Below are 18180 nucleotides of genomic sequence, written 5' to 3' on the forward strand. Positions count from 1 at the left end.
CCCGCTCAGCTGTCGTAATCGATCACGTGGCGCAGTTGCTTTTCGAATTCAAGGGCCTTGCCGGTGCCCAGGGCCACGCAGCTCATCGGCTGGTCGGCCAGGCTGATCATCAGCCCGGTCTGCTCGCGCAGCGCCAGGTCCAGCTCGCCCAGCATGGCGCCGCCGCCGGTCAGCATGACGCCGCGGTCCACGATGTCGGCGGCGAGGTCGGGCGGCGTCGCCTCCAGCGCCACCATCACCGATTCGCAGATCTGCTGCACCGGCTCGGCCAGGGCCTCGGCGACCATGGCCTGGGTGATCTCCATCTCTTTCGGGATGCCGTTCAAGAGGTCGCGGCCGCGCACCATGATCGCGGCGCCGCGCCCGTCGTCGGGCATGCGGGCGGTGCCGATCTGGGTCTTGATGCGCTCGGCCGTCGATTCGCCGATCAGCAGGTTGTGGCTGCGGCGCAGGTAGTTGATCAGCGCGTCATCCATCCGGTCGCCGCCGATGCGGACCGAGCGGGCATAGACCACGTCGCCCAGCGACAGCACCGCAACCTCGGTGGTGCCGCCGCCGATGTCGACGACCATGCTGCCGGTCGGCTCGGTGATCGGCATGCCGGCGCCGATGGCGGCCGCGATCGGCTCGGCGATCAGCCCGGCGCGGCGCGCGCCGGCCGAAAGCACCGACTGGCGGATGGCGCGCTTCTCGACCGGGGTGGCGCCATGCGGCACGCAGATGATGACCTTGGGCTTCGAGAAGGTGGTGCGCTTGAACACCTTCTTGATGAAATGCTTGATCATTTCCTCGGCGCTGTCGAAATCGGCGATGACCCCCTCGCGCATCGGCCGGATCGCCTCGATGCTGCCCGGCGTGCGGCCCAGCATCAGCTTGGCGTCCTCGCCCACCGCCAGCACCTGTTTCTTGCCGTCCTTGACGTGATAGGCGACGACCGAGGGCTCGTTCAGGATGACGCCCTTGCCCTTGACGTAGATCAGCGTGTTCGCGGTCCCCAGGTCGATCGCGATATCGGTGGAAAACAACCCGCCAAAGGCCATGTGAACTACCCCTTCCGCCGTCCCTGCCAAGACGGCATTCCTGCCGCCCTTTTTGCGCGCGGCCATTGCCCGATTGCCCCGACGAGTCGCCCCGTCGAAGGTGCTGGACATATAGGCCGAGCCTTGGCGCGGGGAAACCGGAAAATGATGCCCCGCCGGGCCGCGCCCCTGTTTCGCGCAAGGCGCGGCGCGCGCGCTTGACCGGCCGGCACGGGCTGCTAGGCTGCCGCCGGTTTTGGTGACGAGGAAAGGGCAGGGTTTGCAGGACGTTATCGTGGGGATCTGCCGTTTTTCCTTCCTGGGCCGCTGCGACTGGGCCGGGACCGCGGGGCAGGGGGCCGGTGCGCCCGAGCGTCTGGCGCAGCGCGGCGCCATGCTTTACGCGCCCGAGCGGCTGGAGCGCCGCTTTGCCGCCTTCCAGGCGCTGTGCCTGCCCTCGATCAAGGCCCAGACCGACGCGGATTTCCGCTTCTGGCTGCTGACCTCGCCCGATATGCCGCGTCCCTGGCTGGACCGGCTGCGCGATCTGTGCGCCGGCGTGCCGCAGATCCGGCTGATCGTCTCGGACAGGCGCGAGACGGTGAACGCGTTGCGCGAGCCCCTGCGCGAGGCGGCCGAGGCGGCGGGCCGGCCGGTGATCCAGTTCCGGGTCGATGACGACGACGCCTTCAGCCGCCATCACGTCGCCCGCATCCGCCGCCATGCCCGGCGCTTCGCCGACCTGCCGGCCTTTGCCATCAGCTACCCGCAGGGTCTGGTCATGGGCAGCTACGAGGGCGAGCCGATCAGCTACTGGCGCGCGCACCAGCCCTTCCTGGGCGCGGGGGCGGCGGTGCGCATGCGCGGGCCGGGGCGCTGCATCTATGCCTATAACCACTTCCAGCTGCCCAGGTATTTCCCGGCCTTCACCGACGTGGACGGCCTGGGCTATGTGCAGACCCGCTGGGACGAAGGCGATTCCGTCGCCACCATCGTTGCCAGGTTCCCGAAATGGTTCCAGCAACTCGACCCGGCCGAGTTCCAGCGCGAACTGGCCGAGGACTTTCCCTTTCTGCAAGGCGTCGACCTGGGCTTCGTGGAACGCAAGGGGGCGGCCTGACCGCCCCCGTCACTTCCCGCGGCGGTCAGTGCGAATACATGCTGACCTGCTTGGCATCGGCGCCTTCGCCGACCATGTCGCGGCGCACCTTCAACCGGTTCAGCGCCCCCACATAGGCCTTGACGCTGGCCAGGATGGTGTCGGTATCCGAGGCCTGGCCGGTGGCGATGCGGCCTTCCTCCTCCATGCGCACGCTGACGGTGGCCTGGGCATCGGTGCCCTCGGTCACGGCATGGACCTGGTAGAGCTGCAGCCGCGCCTTATGCGGCCAGATCGCCTTGACGGCGTTGAAACAGGCATCGACCGGGCCGTCGCCGGTGGCATGGACGGTCTTTTCCTCGCCGCCGACCGTCATGGTCAGGTCGGCCGACTGCCCGTCCGTGCCGCAGACCACGCGCAGGTGCTTCACCTGCAGGTAATCGTGCTCGGTATTGGCGGCGCTGTCCTGCATCAGCGCCACCAGGTCGTCGTCGTAGATCTCCTTCTTGCGGTCGGCCAGGGCCTTGAAGCGCACGAAGATGTCCTTCAGCTGGTTGTCGCCCAGCTCGTAGCCCAGGTCGCGCAGCTTCGAGCGCAGCGCGGCGCGGCCCGAATGCTTGCCCATGGCGATATTGGCCTCGTTCAGGCCGATATCGGCGGGGCGCATGATCTCGAAGGTCTCGACATTCTTCAGCACGCCGTCCTGGTGGATGCCGGATTCGTGCAGGAAGGCGTTCTTGCCGACGATGGCCTTGTTGAACTGCACCGGAAAGCCCGAGACCTGGCTGACCCGGCGCGAGATGCCCATGATCTTCGTTGTGTCGATGCCGGTCGTATAGGGCATGATGTCGTGGCGCACCTTCAGCGCCATCACCACCTCTTCCAGCGCGGTGTTGCCGGCCCGCTCGCCCAGCCCGTTGATGGTGCATTCGACCTGGCGCGCGCCGGCCTCGACGGCGGCCAGGGCATTGGCGGTCGCCATGCCCAGGTCGTTGTGGCAATGCGTGGCGAAGACCACCCCGTCGGCACCCGGCACCCGCTCCAGCAGCATGCGGATCAGCGCGGCCGATTCGCGCGGCGCGGTATAGCCCACGGTGTCGGGGATGTTGATGGTGGTGGCGCCGCAGCGGATGGCGATCTCGACCACCCGGCACAGATAGTCGTGCTCGGTCCGGGTGGCGTCCATCGGCGACCATTGCACGTCGTCGCACAGGTTGCGGGCATGGCTCACGGTCTGCTCGATCCGCTCGGCCATCTGGTCCATGTCCAGGTTCGGGATGGCCCGGTGCAGCGGCGAGGTGCCGATGAAGGTATGGATGCGCGGGCGCTTCGCATGCTTCACCGCCTCCCAGCAGCGGTCGATATCGGGGAACTGGGCGCGGGCCAGGCCGCAGATCACGGCGTTCTGCGCCTGTTTCGCGATCTCGCTCACGGCGGCGAAATCGCCCTCCGAGGCGATGGGAAAGCCCGCCTCGATGATGTCCACGCCCATCTCGTCCAGCATCTGGGCGATTTCCAGCTTCTCGCTATGGGTCATGGTGGCGCCGGGCGATTGCTCGCCGTCGCGCAGGGTGGTGTCAAAGATCAGGACGCGGTTCGGATCGGTCATGTCGGGAATCCTTCTTCATGCTCGCATAGGGTCCGGGCACGAACCTGACTGAGCGGCGGCCCGGAGACCCGCTCAGCGCAGCGTAAGAAGAAGGAGACCGCGGTGGTTCACGGCAATGCGCGCGCCGTCATGCGCGTGCGGGGCCGTGGCAATGATCTGCTGCATCCGAGTCATGGCGCGGACTATAAGACCCGCGCCACCGGCTTGAAAAGGCAAAAAATACGCCCGCCGGACTTTTCCCGGCCCTGGAACCGGCCGGGGCGATGCCATCTCGCACCGCCCCGGGGACTTCTTCGTTCTTCAAATACCCATCCGCCCGTGCCGCAGGCGCGGCGTCTCAAAGCGCGCGCCAGCCGATGTCGCGGCGGCAGAATCCCTCGGGCCAGTCGATGCCGTCGACCAGCGCATAGGCGCGGGCATGCGCCTCGGCCAGCGTCGCCCCGCGCCCGGTCGCGGCCAGGACGCGCCCGCCGGTGGCGACGATCTGCCCGTCGCGCCGCGCGGTTCCGGCGTGAAACACCATGCGGAAACTGTCCTCGGGCAGCGCATCGAGCCCGCCGATCATGCTGCCCTTCTCATAGGCGCCGGGATAGCCCTTCGCGGCCAGCACCACGGTGAGCGCGTGGTCGTCGGCCCAGCTCACCGCCATCTCGCCCAGCCGGCCCTCGGCGCAGGCCAGGATCAGGTCCAGCGCCTGCGCGCCCAGCCGCATCATCAGCACCTGGCATTCCGGGTCGCCGAAGCGGACATTGTATTCCACCAGCCGCGCCCGGCCGCCCTCGATCATCAGCCCAGCATAGAGCACGCCCTGGAACGGCGTACCGCGCCGCGCCATCTCGGCCACGGTGGGGCGCACGATCTCGGCCATCACCTGGTCCTGGATGGCTTCGGTCAGCACCGGGGCCGGGGAATAGGCGCCCATGCCGCCGGTATTCGGCCCGGTATCGCCGTCGCCCACGCGCTTGTGGTCCTGGGCGGTGCCGATCGGCAGACAATCCGTCCCGTCGCACAGGACGAAGAAGCTCGCCTCCTCGCCCTCCATGAACTCCTCGATCACCACCTCGGCCCCGGCCGTGCCGAAGGCGCCGCCGAAGGCGTCGTCTACGGCGGCGACGGCCTCGGCCTCGGTCATCGCGACGGTCACGCCCTTGCCGGCGGCCAGCCCGTCCGCCTTCACGACGATGGGCGCGCCCTGCGCGCGGATATAGGCCCGCGCCGGCTCGGCGGCATCGAAGCGCGCCCAGGCGGCGGTCGGCGCGCCGCAGGCGTCGCAGACCGCCTTGGTGAAGCTTTTCGAGGCCTCCAGCATCGCCGCCGCCCTGGACGGGCCGAAGACCAGGATCCCCGCCGCCCGCAATTCGTCGGCGACGCCGGCCGCCAGCGGCGCCTCGGGGCCGATCACCACCAGGTCGATGGCGTTCTCCTCGCAAAAGCCGATCACGGCGGGGCCGGACAGGATGTCCAGTTCCGCCAGCCGGGCCAGCGGCTCCATCCCGGCATTGCCCGGCGCGACGAACAGCCGGTCGCATTTCGGATTCTGCCGGATCGCCCAGGCCAGCGCATGTTCGCGCCCGCCGCTGCCGAGGATCAGGATGTTCATGCGAAAAGGCCCCCTTGCGAATGTCTGGCGACTTCTAGGAACTGCCCCGCGCCGGATCAATCCCCCAAACCCCTTGATCCCGCCCGCGCCCCGCGCCACAACCGGGCCATGGAGCTTTTCGAAGAGACGCCCGCCAGCAACGCCCATGAATTCACCGTCTCCGAGATCTCGGGCGCGGTGAAGCGCGTGCTCGAGGGCGAGTTCGGCCGCGTCCGCGTGCGCGGCGAGATCGGCCGCGTCTCGCGCCCCTCGTCCGGGCACCTTTACTTCGACCTCAAGGACGACCGCGCTGTGATCGCCGCCGTGACCTGGAAGGGGCAGGCCGCGCGCCTCTCGACCCGCCCCGAGGAGGGGATCGAGGTCATCGCCACCGGCCGGCTGACCACCTTTCCCGGCCAGTCGAAATACCAGCTGATCGTCGAGGAACTCGAACCCGCCGGCGTCGGCGCGCTGATGATGATGCTGGAGAAGCGCCGCAAGGCGCTGGCGGCCGAAGGGCTGTTCGACGAATCGCGCAAGCGCCCGCTGCCCTATCTGCCGCGGGTGATCGGCGTCGTGACCTCGCCCTCGGGCGCGGTGATCCGCGACATCCTGCACCGGCTGCGCGACCGCTTTCCGACGCGGGTGCTGATCTGGCCGGTGGCGGTGCAGGGCGAGGGCTGCGCGCCGCAGGTCGCCGCGGCGATCCAGGGCTTCAACGCGCTGCCCCAGGGCGGGGCGATCCCGCGCCCCGAGCTGATCATCGTCGCCCGCGGCGGCGGCAGCCTCGAGGATCTCTGGGGCTTCAACGAGGAAGCCGTGGTCCGTGCCGCCGCCGCCAGCGCGATTCCGCTGATCTCGGCCGTGGGGCACGAGACCGATACCACGCTGATCGATTTCGCCGCGGACCGCCGGGCGCCGACGCCCACCGCCGCGGCCGAGATGGCGGTGCCGGTGCGCGCCGAACTGGCCGCCCGGCTGGCCGAGATCCGGGCCCGGATGATGCGCGCCGCCCAGGGGGGCAACCAGCGCCGGCGCCAGCGGCTGGCCGACCTGGGCCGCGCGCTTGGCCGGCCGCAGGCGCTGACCGACCCGGCCCGGCAACGTTTCGACCTGTTCGCCGAGCGGCTGGAGCCGGCGCTGCGCGGTTTCGTGCGCGCCCGCCGCGACCGGCTGAACGCGCTGCCGCTGTCGCTGTCGGCCCTGCGCACCATGCTGCGCAGCCGGCGCGATGCGTTGCAAGGGCAGGGGCAGCGGCTGCCGCTTTGCCTTGAGCGGCTGGGCCGGCGCCGGACCGAGCGCCTGGCCGAGCTCGGCAGCCGATTGGAGCGGGCTCGCGCGCGGATGCTGGCCGATGCCGCGCGCCAGACCGCCCGCGACCGCGACATGCTGGAGCGCATGGCTGCAAGGCTTGCCGCCGCCGCCGCGCGCATGCTGCCGCCCCGCCGCGAGGCGCTGGAGCGGCTGGACCGCTTGCGCCAGACGCTGGGCTATCGCGAGACCCTGCGCCGCGGATTCGCCGTCGTGCATGGTCCTGCGGGCCTGCTGACCGAGGCGGCCGAGGCGGCGCAGGCCCCGCGTTTCGAGATCGAGTTCCTGGACGGCCGACTGACGGCGCGCCCCGACGCGCCCCCGGCAAAACCCGCCCGCAAGCCGCGCGAGCCCCGGGGCCAGAAATCGCTTTTCTAGCGCGCCAGGCCCAGGGCCGCGCAGCAGGATGCGGAAAACCGCCGCGCGGGCGGGGCTTTTCTCTTGCGGCGCGATGACCTATCTGCGGCATGAAGCGCAAGGAAGGCACCCATGGCCAAGATCACTTACATCGAGCACAACGGCACCGTCCACGAAATCGACGTCAAACCCGGCATGACCGTGATGGAGGGCGCGCGCGACAACGGCGTACCCGGCATCGATGCGGATTGCGGCGGCGCCTGCGCCTGTTCGACCTGCCATGTCTATGTGGCGTCGGAATGGGTGGACCGGCTGCCGCCCAGGGATCCGATGGAAGAGGACATGCTGGACTTCGCCTGGCAGCCCGATCCGGTGCGCTCGCGCCTGACCTGCCAGATCAAGGTGACGCCGGAACTCGACGGGCTGGTGGTGAACCTGCCCGAACGCCAGATCTAAGCGCAGCCGCGTCCCGCTCAGGCCTTTTCGCTGGTGGCGGGCGCGGATGCGGGCGCATTGGCCCGGATCAGGTTGCCCATGAACTCGGCGAATATCCGTTCGGCGAGTTCGCGGGTCGAGCGGGAATCGCCGTCGAACCAGGGATCGGTGCTGCGCGTCAGGAACATCATGTTGCCGCCCTTGACCAGGCAATGCAGCATCATGGTCGAGATGTCGATGTCGGTGTCCGGGGACAGGATGCCGAGCCGCTGCGCCTCGGACAGCTTGCGGTGATAGAGGTCGCGCATCGAGCTGGTATAGCGATGCAAGGCGCTGCCGGGCTTGATCGGGCCGCAAAGCCTATCGACCAGAAGCCGAAACAGCGTCGGATTCGCCTCGGCCCAAGCCAGATAGCTGTGGGCGATCGAATGCATCTGTTCGATCGGGTCGGCGGTATTGGCCTGGATCACCCCCTCGCGCAGCGCATCGTTGAGCAGGGTGACGGCGTGATAGATCAGCCCCTCGTGCAGTTCCTCGATCGAACTGAACATGCTGCGGATCTCTTCCTCGCTCGCCGCGGTGCGCGGGGCAAGTTCGGCGAGGTCAGAGGGCAGCCGGCCGCTTTCCTCCAGATGCTCCTGGGCGGCGAAGATCAAGCTTTGATAGATATTCCCCCGGCCTTCCATCAGCCGCTCCTGAGACAACTTGCTTCAAATCTAACAGAGTTTCTCCGCCGCGAAAGCCTGTAATCCCAAGCGGCGGAAAGAAGCTCAACCCTCGGCGCGGGACTGGCGCTTGCGCTCGTGCGGGTCCAGGTAACGCTTGCGCAGGCGGATGTTCTTGGGCGTGACCTCGACCAGCTCGTCATTGTCGATATAGGCGATGGCCTCTTCCAGCGACATGCGCACCGGCGGGGTCAGCCGCACCGCCTCATCCGTGCCCGAGGCACGCACGTTGGTCAGCTTCTTGCCCTTCAGCGGGTTCACTTCCAGGTCGTTGTCGCGCGAATGCTCGCCGATGATCATGCCCTGATAGACCTGCTCTTGTGCGCCGATGAACATCTTGCCGCGCTCTTCCAGGTTCCACAGCGCATAGGCCACCGAAACCCCGTCCTCCATGGAAATCAGCACGCCCTGGCGGCGGCCCTGGATCGCGCCCTTGTAGGGCGCCCAGCCGTGGAAGATGCGGTTCAGCACGCCGTTGCCGCGGGTGTCGGTCATGAACTCGCCGTGATAGCCGATCAGCCCGCGCGAGGGCACATGGGCGACGATGCGGGTCTTGCCGGTCCCGGCGGGGCGCATGTCCACCATCTCGCCCTTGCGGTCGCCGGTCAGCTTTTCGATCACCACGCCGGTATAGTCGTCATCGACGTCGATGATGACCTCCTCGATCGGTTCGAGGCGCTGGCCGTCCTCTTCGCGGAAGATGACGCGCGGGCGCGAGATCGACAGCTCGAATCCCTCGCGGCGCATGTTCTCGATCAGCACGCCCATCTGCAGTTCGCCGCGGCCCGAGACGATGAAGGCGTCGCCGCCCGGCGTGTCCTCGACCTTGATGGCGACATTGGTCTCGGCCTCTTTCATCAGCCGCTCGCGAATCACCCGCGACTGCACCTTGTTGCCGTCGCGGCCCGCCAGCGGGCTGTCGTTGATGCCGAAGGTGACGCTGATCGTCGGCGGATCGATGGGCTGGGCGGGCAGGGGCGTGTCCACCTCGAGCGCGCAGAGCGTATCGGCCACGGTAGCCTTGGACATGCCGGCCAGGGTGACGATGTCGCCCGCCACCGCCTCGTCGATCGGCTGCTGGTTCAGGCCGCGGAAGGCCAGCACCTTGGAGACACGGAACTGCTCGATGCGCTCGCCGTCGCGCGACAGCGCCTTGATGGTGTCGCCGGCCTTGGCGCGGCCGGCCTCGACCCGGCCGGTCAGGATGCGGCCGATGAACGGGTCGGCGCCCAGCGTGGTCGCCAGCATCTGGAAGGGCTCGTCCTGGCGCTCGATCTGTTTCGGCGCCTCGACATGGCGCAGCACCAGATCGAACAGCGCCGTCATGTCCTTCCTGGGCCCTTCCAGGGTCTCGTCGGCCCAGCCGCCGATGCCGGAGGCATAAAGATGCGGGAAATCAAGCTGTTTGTCGCTGGCGCCCAGGTTGGCGAACAGGTCGAACACCTCATCCAGCGCCTTGTCGGGATCGGCGGCGGGCTTATCCACCTTGTTCAGCACCACGATGGGCCGCAGCCCCAGGGCCAGCGCCTTGGAAGTCACGAACTTGGTCTGCGGCATCGGACCTTCGGCGGCATCGACCAGCAGGCAGACGCCGTCCACCATCGACAGGATGCGCTCCACCTCGCCGCCGAAATCGGCGTGGCCGGGGGTGTCGACGATATTGATGCGGGTTCCCTTCCACTCGACCGAGGTCGCCTTGGCCAGGATGGTGATGCCGCGCTCACGCTCGATGTCGTTGCTGTCCATCACGCGCTCGGCCACGGCCTGATTTTCGCGGAAACTGCCCGATTGCTTCAAGAGCTGATCGACCAGGGTCGTCTTGCCATGGTCGACATGGGCGATGATCGCGATATTGCGGATGTCCATAGGGGGCCTTTTTCAGAATTTGCGCCCCCGGTAACGCAGAGGGGCGCGAAAGGCCAGCGCCAATCGCAGGCAGGATGTCAGCGCAGGCCCAGAAGCCCCAGGATGAACAGCACTACGACGACAAGGCCGACAAGATAGATGATCGAGTTCATGACGGATTCCTCCCTTGGGCCGGCCGGGCAAGGGATCCGCCCGATCGCTGGCTGTCGCATGGGAAACCCGCCGCGTCGGCCAAGGTTCCCGGCCGACGGCGATCAGACATCCTGTCGGGCCAGTGATTCGATCAGCGGTCGGACACCCGAAAGATCGTAGCCCGCCCGTGCCGCGGTCTGAAGCAGATCCGCTACCGGTTCCTGTCCGGCGCGGGCCAGCGCCCAGAGCACGGTCGAGCGGTTGCCGGACCGGCAATAGGCCAGCTTGGGTCCGGGCGCGGCCAGCGCCTCGGCCTGGGCCGAGATCATCTGCGGCGTGATCTGGCCGGGGGGGAAGGGGTTGAAGTGATATGCCATCCCCGCCGCCTCGGCCGCCGCGCGCATCGCCTCGTCACCCTCGTCCGGGCCGACCTCCTCGTCGGGGCGGTTGTTGATCAGCACGCGAAAGCCGGCCTCGGCCAAGGCTGGCAGATCCTCGGGGCGGATCTGGGCGGCCACGGCAAGGTCGGGGGTCAGTTGTCGCAGGTCCATGCGGAGCTCCTTGGGCTTCGGTCGGGCCGGAATGGCGGCATGCGGCGACGGTTCCTTCCGTTTTGCCGTCCTGTCAAGCGCCGCGATGCCGGATGAACCTAGCCGACCGCCGAGGTTTCCTCGACCAGCAGCGGCAGGCGAGCGAAATCGTCGAACGTGCCGCGATGCGTCATCTGCTCGACCGGAGTCTTGCGATAGCCGCGGGTGAACAGCAGGAAGGGGACGCCGGTGTTGCTGGCGCATTCCTCGTCGAATTCGCTGTCGCCGACATAGACCCCGCGCGGATTCAGGGGATCGGCGCCCAGGCCGGCGAAAGCCGCGCGCAGGGGGGCCGGATCGGGCTTGCGCTGGGGCAGGGAATCGCCGCCCACCACGGCCCCGAACAGTTGCGCGATGCCGAAATGGTCGAGGATCGCCCGCGTCGGGCCCAGGGGCTTGTTGGTGCAAAGCCCCAGCGGATAGCCGCGATCGGCCAGGATCCCCAGCGCCTCGGCGACATTGGGATAAAGCCGGGTCAGGCCGGTGGCGTCGTGATAGCGGGTCATGAACGAGGCAACCAGGTCGCGATGCGCCTCGACCGGCAGCGCGGTGGTGCCGATGACGCGCCGCCACAGCAGGTCGACGCCGCCGCCGACGAAGCCGCGAACCTGATCCAGCGTCAGGGGCGCCACGCCATGCAGGCGCAATACCGCGTTCACGCAGGCATGGATGTCGGGCACGCTGTCGATCAATGTGCCGTCAAGATCGAAAACCACGGGGCAGGGGGCAAAGCAGATGTTCATTCACGCCTTCCATTTGATCGAGCAACCCATCGAGGCCACCTGGTCGCGCGGGCCCTGCCCGGTTTCGGCGATCTGCACCATGGCCTCGTACAGCTCGCGCCGGGCATCCGGCGGGGCGGGATTGCGGCCCGAGGCGTCCAGTCGGCCACGATACTGCAACTCGCCCGCGGCATTGTAGCCGAAGAAATCCGGCGTGCATTCGGCGCCATAGGCGCGCGCGACGTCCTGGCTTTCGTCATAGAGATAAGGAAAGGTGAAGCCGTGCTTCTCGGCCTCGATCTTCATCTGCTCGGGTCCATCCTGCGGATATTCGCCGACGTCGTTGGCCGAGATCGCCACGACGCCGATGCCCAGTTGCTGCAATTCGGCGGCGTCGCGCCGAATGCGGTCGATGACGGCCTGCACATAGGGGCAATGGTTGCAGATGAACATGACCAGCGTGCCGCGCGTCCCGGCGATGTCGCGAAACGAGACCATGCGGCCATCGGGATCAGGCAGCGTGAAGTCCGGCGCCTTGGCACCGAAATCGCAAACCGGAGGACGAACGGCCATGGGCTCTCCTTGCTGGTCGAGGCCGCCTGACTCGCGGCGGCCGAAATTGCGGGGTTCACCCAGCAGACTATGATGCGGCAAGATGGAAAGAAAGTGCCTGTACCCGCCATGGCTAATAAGTCGCAGCCCGGCGCGCCTGCTTCAGGCGGAATTTTTTTTACATAATTCGGATTATCTATTTAAACGACCCAACGCGGGCGGCTTCCAGTCGCGATCACCGGAACATTGGTCGGATGAGAGCCATTTCGGCGGCTATTTTCGGCCAAACGATGGCTATTCGCGGGCTGTCTCCAAGGATATTTATTTAGAATACAGTGTGTTGCCCTAGGGCTGCGGTGCCGGCGATCAGCGCGCGGATGCGCGGCCTCTGGGCAGCCGCGGGCGGATTCTTCCTGTTGACGCAGCCCAGGCAACGCCGCTTCGTCCGCAGGTCCAGCCCGGCCATGGCGACCTGAGCATCTCGCCGGGAGACAGGTCAGCCGAAATTTCCATCCCATGCCCCGGGAAGCGCCAGCTTTCCCGCCCGGTCCCATCATGCTGCGAGGAATGCCATCCATGCCCGTCATAATCACCCTGCAAGCACAGCTTTTCATCCTAGGCATGGCGCTGCCCGGTATCAGGCGAAAGATCACGTCATCTCCTGGACCTGTGCATCGCACAGCGCGTAATGGTGTGCATCGGACCCCGTCCCGCTAACAACCGCGGCACTGTTCCAGCCAGGCAGGCCAGCCCCCTGCCCCAAGCCGATCCGGATCGAACCTCCATCCACGGCCGGGCTTTGCCAGGCCGAAACCCCGCATGTCCCGCGTCCCGTTCCTGCTTACCCGCGGCTTCGATCCCGACGAGATCGCCGCGTTTTTCCAAGACCGGTTCCTGCTGCATCTGCGCAAGCTGCGCGGCCTGGAGCCGCGGCTGGGTGACGAACCGCTGCGGATTGCCCCGAGCCGGATGCAGATGCCATGCCCAGAATAGCCGAGGCGAAGCGACGCAAGCTCTGCCGGCGTGTCAGGCGCATCCCCGACGCCAGGCGGGCGGCCAGCGGCCTCGATCGGCTGAAACCCAAGGATCGCGCGCGCCTGGGACCGCTGGCGGGCGGAAGCCGCCCTGCCGGCCTGTTGACAACCTCCGCGCTCTTCTGCGCTATGCGGCATTCGCGGCAACTGCCGGAAACCGATGCTTCGCTCTCTGACCCATGGGCTGTGGCTGGCGCCGCATCGCCCGCTGTTTCTTCTGGCCGGCCTTTGGGCGGCTCTCGTGCCATCGGTCTGGCTGATTCCGCCCGGGATCGGCGTCGATGCACCCTCCTGGCATCGCCATGAACTGCTGTTCGGCATGGGCGGTGCGGCCGTCGGGGGCTATCTGCTGACCGCATTGCCCGCATGGACCGGCCGCCCCAGGGTCGCGCCGGCCACGACCGCGGTCATGGTGGCGCTGTGGCTTGCCGGGCGGCTGGCCTTCGCCCTTGGCCCGCCTGGACCCTTCGGCCTTGTGACGGCGACGGCCTATTTCCTCGTTCTGGGCAGCCTGCTGTCATGGCGGGCCGCAAGGGCCGGGGTCTGGCGGAAGCTGCCGCTCGCGCTGGCGCCCCTGGTCCTCGGCGGCGTCGAGGCGCTGGCCATCGCCGGGCCGGGGCCCGTTGCCGCAGGCCTTGCGCAGGACATGGCGCCCCTGTTGTTCGCGCTGCTCCTCTGCCTGGTGGGTGGCCGCGCCCTTGCGGCATTCACCCGGCACTGGGCCGCGTCCTCCGGCCGGCCGCCCCCGACCGAGCCGCGCTGGCTTGCCGGCGCCGGCTTGCTGGGGTTGCTTCTGGCCATGGCGGCGCTGCTGCTGGATCGCCCGGGGCTTGCCGGGCCGCTCCTGATCGGTTCTGGCATCCTGCAACTGGCCCGCATGGTCCTGTGGCGCAGCTGGCGTGCCGGCCGCTACCCGGCGCTGCTGCTTTTGCATCTGGCCTGGCTATGGCTGCCGCTGGGCCTGGTCCTGGCGGGCCTGTCGCAGCGACCCTCGGCCGGGCTCGACATGACCACGGCGATTCACGCCATCACCATGGGCGCCATGGGCACGATGATGCTTGCGATCATGGGACGGGCGGCCATGGCGCGCAAAGCAGGCCGGCTTGCGGTATCGCGCCCGCTGGCCCTTGCCTTCGGCCTCGTCAATCTGGCCGTGCTGATGCGCCTGCTGATGTGCTGTGCCGGCGCGGACGCATGGGCGCTGCTACTGCATCTTTCAGCGGCGGGCTGGATGGCGGGATGGACGCTTTTCCTGTGGGACTTCCGGCGCGCGCTGCTGGGACCGGTGCCCAGACCGGTGCTGAGTGCGTCCCGCCGCTCCTGACCGCCCGGCTCCTGACCGTCCGGCAGCCGCGGCGGCCGATCCGCCCTGGCTCGCCGATCCGCCCTGGCTCAATGCGTCCAGGGCGCGCGGCGGTCGGGGGCGAAATTCTCGCCATAGCCGCGGGGGCGGATGTTCGGGGCGCGGGTATGGGGCTCGATCACCTCGTAATCCAGCCCATGTTCGCGCGCGTAATCCTCGGCCTGCTTGCGGGTCTCGAAGCGCAGGCGGACCTGGCTCTGGGTGTCGTCGCTGCTGGTCCAGCCCATCAGCGGGTCGATCTCGCGCGGATCGGCGGGCGGAAAGTCCAGCACCCAGTTCTTGGTGCGGGCGGTGCCGGATTGCATGGCGTTGCGGGCGGGCTTGTAGATGCGGACGCGCATGGCGGGAACCCTCTGTTCTTGCTTCCCGCCTTATCCCCGAAGCCGGCCGGGCGATCAAGATGCCCCTGGCGCGATTTCCCGCCATCGCGGCCGGATTGCCGCCCCCGCATGGCGCATATTCCCCGGCCGGGCTTGCATTGGGGCGCGAATGCGCCAGATTGACCCAGGCAGGAACAAAGGTGAAACCATGGGCCACAACAACACCAACGCCCCCGTCGCGCGCTTTCCCGAGGTGAGCCGGCCCAAGCTGGAAGGCGGCCGGCGCTTCGTCATGCATTCCGAGTTCCAGCCCGCCGGCGACCAGCCCACCGCCATCGCCGAACTGGCAAAAGGCATCCAGGAGGGCGAGCGCGACCAGGTGCTGCTGGGCGCCACCGGCACCGGCAAGACCTTCACCATGGCCAAGGTGATCGAGGCGACCCAGCGACCCGCCATCATCCTGGCCCCGAACAAGACGCTGGCTGCGCAATTATACGGCGAGTTCAAGGGCTTCTTCCCCGAAAACGCCGTGGAATATTTCGTCAGCTATTACGACTACTACCAGCCCGAAGCCTATGTCCCGCGCAGCGATACCTATATCGAGAAGGAATCGCAGATCAACGAGGCCATCGACCGGATGCGCCATTCGGCCACCCGCGCCCTGCTGGAGCGCGACGACGTCATCATCGTCGCCTCGGTCAGCTGCATCTACGGCATCGGCTCGGTCGAGACCTATTCGGCGATGACCCAGGACATGGTGGTCGGCGAAAGCTACGACCAGCGCGCGTTCCTGGCCGAACTGGTGGCGCAGCAATACCGGCGCCTCGACGCCGCCTTCCAGCGCGGCGGCTTCCGGGTGCGCGGCGATGTGATCGAGGTCTGGCCGGCCCACCTGGAAGACCGGGCCTGGCGCTTCGACTTCTTCGGCAACGAGCTTGAATCAATTACCGAATTCGATCCGCTGACCGGCGCCAGGACCGACAGTTTCAAGCAGATCCGCATCTATGCCAACAGCCATTACGTCACCCCTCGCCCGACCTTGCAACAGGCCATCAAAGGGATACGCGCCGAACTTCAGGTGCGGTTGAAGCAATTGACCGATGAGGGCAAGCTGCTGGAGGCGCAGCGGCTTGAGCAACGCACGAACTTCGACCTGGAAATGCTTGAAGCGACTGGTGTTTGCAACGGGATCGAGAACTATTCCCGCTATCTGACCGGCCGCGCGCCGGGCGAGCCGCCGCCGACGCTGTTCGAGTTCATCCCGGATAATGCCATCGTCTTTGCCGACGAATCCCATGTCTCGGTGCCGCAGATCGGCGGCATGTATCGTGGCGACTTCCGGCGCAAGTTCACCCTGGCCGAGCATGGCTTCCGCCTGCCCAGCTGCATGGACAACCGGCCGCTGAAATTCGAGGAATGGGACGCCATGCGCCCGCAATCGGTCTTTGTCAGCGCCACCCCCGCGCAATGGGAACTGGACCAGACCGGCGGCGTCTTTACCGAGCAGGTGATCCGCCCCACCGGCCTGCTGGACCCGCAGGTCGAGATCCGCCCGGTCGAGATGCAGGTGGACGACCTTCTGGACGAGGTGCGCAAGGTCGCGGCGCAGGGCTATCGCACCTTGGTCACGACCCTGACCAAGCGCATGGCCGAGGATCTGACCGAATATCTGCACGAACAGGGCATCCGCGTGCGCTACATGCACAGCGATATCGACACCATCGAGCGCATCGAGATCCTGCGCGACCTGCGGCTGGGGGCCTTTGACGTGCTGGTCGGCATCAACCTCTTGCGCGAGGGGCTGGACATCCCGGAATGCGGGCTGGTGGCGATCCTGGATGCCGACAAGGAGGGCTTCCTGCGCTCGGAAACCTCACTGATCCAGACCATCGGCCGGGCGGCGCGCAATGCCGACGGCCGGGTCATCATGTATGCCGACCGCATCACCGGCAGCATGGAACGCGCCATGGCCGAGACCGAGCGCCGGCGCCAGAAGCAGATCGCCTATAACGAGGCGCATGGGATCACGCCGCAGACCGTGCGCAAGAATGTCGAGGACGTGCTGGCCGGGCTGTGGCAGGGCGATACCGATCAGGCGCGCATCACGACGCGGATCGAGAAGCCGCTGGTCGGCGCCAATCTGGCGGCGCATCTGGACGCGCTGCGGGCGCAGATGCGCAAGGCGGCCGAGAACCTGGAATTCGAGGAAGCCGCGCGGCTGCGCGACGAGGTCAAGCGGCTGGAGGCGGTGGAACTGGCCGTGGCCGACGACCCGCTGGCCCGGCAATCCGCCATCGAGGAGGCGGCCGAGGCGGCGGTCAAATCCTCGGGACGCTCGACCGCCGGGCGGGCCGGGCAGCGCGGCGGCAACAAGCGGTCGCGGCGGCGCAGCTGACGCGCGGCAACGGGGCTTGGCAGGGGTGCCCCGCCCCCGGCGTCCGGGTCAGCTGCAACTGACCGAAAGCAGCTTGCCCCGGCTGTCCACGATGAAGGTCAGCCGGTCCTGGATCATCTCCATGGTCATCGGCCGGTCTTCGCGGGCAATGCGATACATCTGCCCTTCGGGCATCGAGATGGTGGGCGAGGTCTGGCCGATCAGGTGGCTGTAACGCGCCGCTCCGCAGGGATCGACCGAGACGGTTTCGGGTTCCGGGGGCGGCGGCGCCTCGGGCGTGCAGGCGGCCAGCGCAAGGGGAGTTGCCAGAACGGCAAGGGAAAGCGGGAGTTTCATCTTGACCTCATGAGTCTGGACTTGCTGCCGACCTAACCCCTGGAATGGCGGTTGGTTTCCCCGACCCCGGCGGATCGGCGGATTTCCGCGAATCGCGGTTCAGCGCAGGGTGGCCAGCACCTCCTCGGCCAGGGCATCGACCTCGGCGCGGGCGGTGGCGTGGCGCGCGGTCTCGCCCGCGCCCAGCCCCTGCCCCAACGCCTCGGCATAGGCGACGCGGTTGGCAAGCTGCGCCGCCGCCACCTCGGCCCCCAGCGCGGCGGCGCCCTCGGCCACCTCTCCGGTCAGGCGCGCATGCGAGCGGGTGCGGTTCAGCACGATCAGCGTGTCGCATTTCTCGCGCCGGGCCAGGTCCAGCACGCCCTCGGTCGCCCAAAGGTCGACATGGCTGGTCGCCACTGGGACCAGCACCAGGTCGGCCACCCGCAACGCCGGGCGCAGGTCGCTGTCGATCTTGGGCGGCGTGTCGATGATGACGAAATCGAAGCGTTTCTTCAGCTTGTCGGATTCGTAGCTGGCGCCCCAGGCCGAGGAGGTGGTGAATTCCAGCGCCTCGTCCTCGCCCCGCCGCTCCAGCCGTTCCAGGAACCAGCGCCCCATGCTGCCCTGCGGATCGGTGTCCAGCAGCGCGACCGAATGGCCGCGCCCGCGCAGGGCCACCGCCAGGTTGACCGCGATGGTGGTTTTGCCCGAGCCGCCCTTCTGCTGGGCAATCGTGATGATGCGTCCCGCCATG

Annotated in this window: 18 protein-coding genes; 6 read left to right on the forward strand and 12 right to left on the reverse strand. The window is 67.8% G+C overall.

What is annotated here, in order from left to right:
• Positions 1–5 precede the first annotated feature (5 nt).
• Positions 6–1040 carry a rod shape-determining protein gene (locus tag ACNKFW_RS16225; protein WP_024844758.1) on the reverse strand — a complete coding sequence of 345 codons (1035 nt, stop codon included), beginning with the start codon at positions 1038–1040 and terminating at the stop codon, positions 6–8.
• 274 nt (positions 1041–1314) lie between these two features.
• Between ACNKFW_RS16225 and ACNKFW_RS16230 the strand changes: the two genes are divergently transcribed.
• Positions 1315–2139, forward strand: coding sequence for a putative rhamnosyl transferase (locus tag ACNKFW_RS16230; RefSeq protein ID WP_244314454.1), 825 nt, complete (start codon positions 1315–1317; stop codon positions 2137–2139).
• A gap of 25 nt (positions 2140–2164) precedes the next feature.
• On the opposite strand, the gene ACNKFW_RS16235 is transcribed toward ACNKFW_RS16230, so the two are convergent.
• Positions 2165–3727 (reverse strand): 2-isopropylmalate synthase, encoded by a 1563-nt coding sequence (locus tag ACNKFW_RS16235; protein WP_024844756.1) that lies wholly within the window; start codon positions 3725–3727, stop codon positions 2165–2167.
• Positions 3728–4064: 337 nt separating this feature from the next.
• Entirely contained in the window at positions 4065–5327 is a 1263-nt protein-coding gene (purD, locus tag ACNKFW_RS16240; RefSeq protein ID WP_024844755.1) for a phosphoribosylamine--glycine ligase, read from the reverse strand.
• Positions 5328–5435: 108 nt separating this feature from the next.
• On the opposite strand from purD, the gene xseA reads away from it, so the two are divergent.
• Both xseA and ACNKFW_RS16250 read left to right on the forward strand, forming a co-directional pair.
• Positions 5436–6995 carry an exodeoxyribonuclease VII large subunit gene (gene xseA, locus ACNKFW_RS16245; protein ID WP_147428881.1) on the forward strand — a complete coding sequence of 520 codons (1560 nt, stop codon included), beginning with the start codon at positions 5436–5438 and terminating at the stop codon, positions 6993–6995.
• Positions 6996–7106: 111 nt separating this feature from the next.
• A complete protein-coding gene (locus ACNKFW_RS16250; protein ID WP_058096312.1) occupies positions 7107–7430 on the forward strand; it encodes a 2Fe-2S iron-sulfur cluster-binding protein in 324 nt (107 codons plus the stop codon).
• A 17-nt stretch (positions 7431–7447) separates the two neighbouring features.
• Here the strand turns inward: ACNKFW_RS16250 and ACNKFW_RS16255 are convergent, their stop codons facing one another.
• The 6 genes from ACNKFW_RS16255 to ACNKFW_RS16280 all read right to left on the reverse strand — a co-directional run bounded on the left by ACNKFW_RS16255 (position 7448) and on the right by ACNKFW_RS16280 (position 12017).
• The gene (locus ACNKFW_RS16255) at positions 7448–8095 is read right to left on the reverse strand and encodes a TetR/AcrR family transcriptional regulator (RefSeq protein WP_147428882.1); all 648 of its coding nucleotides are present in this window, start codon (positions 8093–8095) and stop codon (positions 7448–7450) included.
• An 84-nt stretch (positions 8096–8179) separates the two neighbouring features.
• On the reverse strand, positions 8180–10000 hold the full coding sequence (typA, locus tag ACNKFW_RS16260; RefSeq protein ID WP_147428883.1) for a translational GTPase TypA: 1821 nt from the start codon (positions 9998–10000) through the stop codon (positions 8180–8182).
• Between the two features lie 77 nt (positions 10001–10077).
• Positions 10078–10212 carry a hypothetical protein gene (locus tag ACNKFW_RS16265; RefSeq protein ID WP_257154204.1) on the reverse strand — a complete coding sequence of 45 codons (135 nt, stop codon included), beginning with the start codon at positions 10210–10212 and terminating at the stop codon, positions 10078–10080.
• Between the two features lie 42 nt (positions 10213–10254).
• Complete coding sequence (locus tag ACNKFW_RS16270; protein WP_147428884.1) at positions 10255–10683, reverse strand: TIGR01244 family sulfur transferase; 429 nt, start codon at positions 10681–10683, stop codon at positions 10255–10257.
• Positions 10684–10781: 98 nt separating this feature from the next.
• Positions 10782–11465 (reverse strand): phosphoglycolate phosphatase, encoded by a 684-nt coding sequence (gph, locus tag ACNKFW_RS16275; RefSeq protein WP_024844749.1) that lies wholly within the window; start codon positions 11463–11465, stop codon positions 10782–10784.
• A complete protein-coding gene (locus tag ACNKFW_RS16280) occupies positions 11466–12017 on the reverse strand; it encodes a thioredoxin family protein (RefSeq protein ID WP_147428885.1) in 552 nt (183 codons plus the stop codon).
• A gap of 798 nt (positions 12018–12815) precedes the next feature.
• Between ACNKFW_RS16280 and ACNKFW_RS16285 the strand changes: the two genes are divergently transcribed.
• Together ACNKFW_RS16285 and ACNKFW_RS16290 are read left to right on the forward strand one after the other, a co-directional pair.
• Positions 12816–12989, forward strand: a complete 174-nt coding sequence (locus tag ACNKFW_RS16285; RefSeq protein WP_167521693.1) for a hypothetical protein — start codon at positions 12816–12818, stop codon at positions 12987–12989.
• Positions 12990–13190: 201 nt separating this feature from the next.
• Entirely contained in the window at positions 13191–14354 is a 1164-nt protein-coding gene (locus ACNKFW_RS16290; protein ID WP_147428886.1) for an NnrS family protein, read from the forward strand.
• Positions 14355–14422: 68 nt separating this feature from the next.
• On the opposite strand, the gene ACNKFW_RS16295 is transcribed toward ACNKFW_RS16290, so the two are convergent.
• Positions 14423–14734 carry an ETC complex I subunit gene (locus ACNKFW_RS16295; RefSeq protein ID WP_024844693.1) on the reverse strand — a complete coding sequence of 104 codons (312 nt, stop codon included), beginning with the start codon at positions 14732–14734 and terminating at the stop codon, positions 14423–14425.
• Positions 14735–14921: 187 nt separating this feature from the next.
• On the opposite strand from ACNKFW_RS16295, the gene uvrB reads away from it, so the two are divergent.
• Positions 14922–17108: an excinuclease ABC subunit UvrB gene (gene uvrB / locus ACNKFW_RS16300; RefSeq protein ID WP_024844694.1), complete on the forward strand. Its 2187-nt coding sequence runs from the start codon at positions 14922–14924 to the stop codon at positions 17106–17108.
• Positions 17109–17156: 48 nt separating this feature from the next.
• Here the strand turns inward: uvrB and ACNKFW_RS16305 are convergent, their stop codons facing one another.
• Both ACNKFW_RS16305 and parA read right to left on the reverse strand, forming a co-directional pair.
• A complete protein-coding gene (locus ACNKFW_RS16305) occupies positions 17157–17444 on the reverse strand; it encodes a hypothetical protein (RefSeq protein WP_418025030.1) in 288 nt (95 codons plus the stop codon).
• Between the two features lie 99 nt (positions 17445–17543).
• The gene (gene parA, locus ACNKFW_RS16310) at positions 17544–18179 is read right to left on the reverse strand and encodes a ParA family partition ATPase (protein WP_024844696.1); all 636 of its coding nucleotides are present in this window, start codon (positions 18177–18179) and stop codon (positions 17544–17546) included.
• Between the last annotated feature and the right edge of the window lies 1 nt (position 18180).

It is taken from the genome of Paracoccus sp. TD-10, from assembly GCF_048270675.1.
Classification (GTDB): Bacteria; Pseudomonadota; Alphaproteobacteria; order Rhodobacterales; family Rhodobacteraceae; genus Paracoccus; species Paracoccus pantotrophus.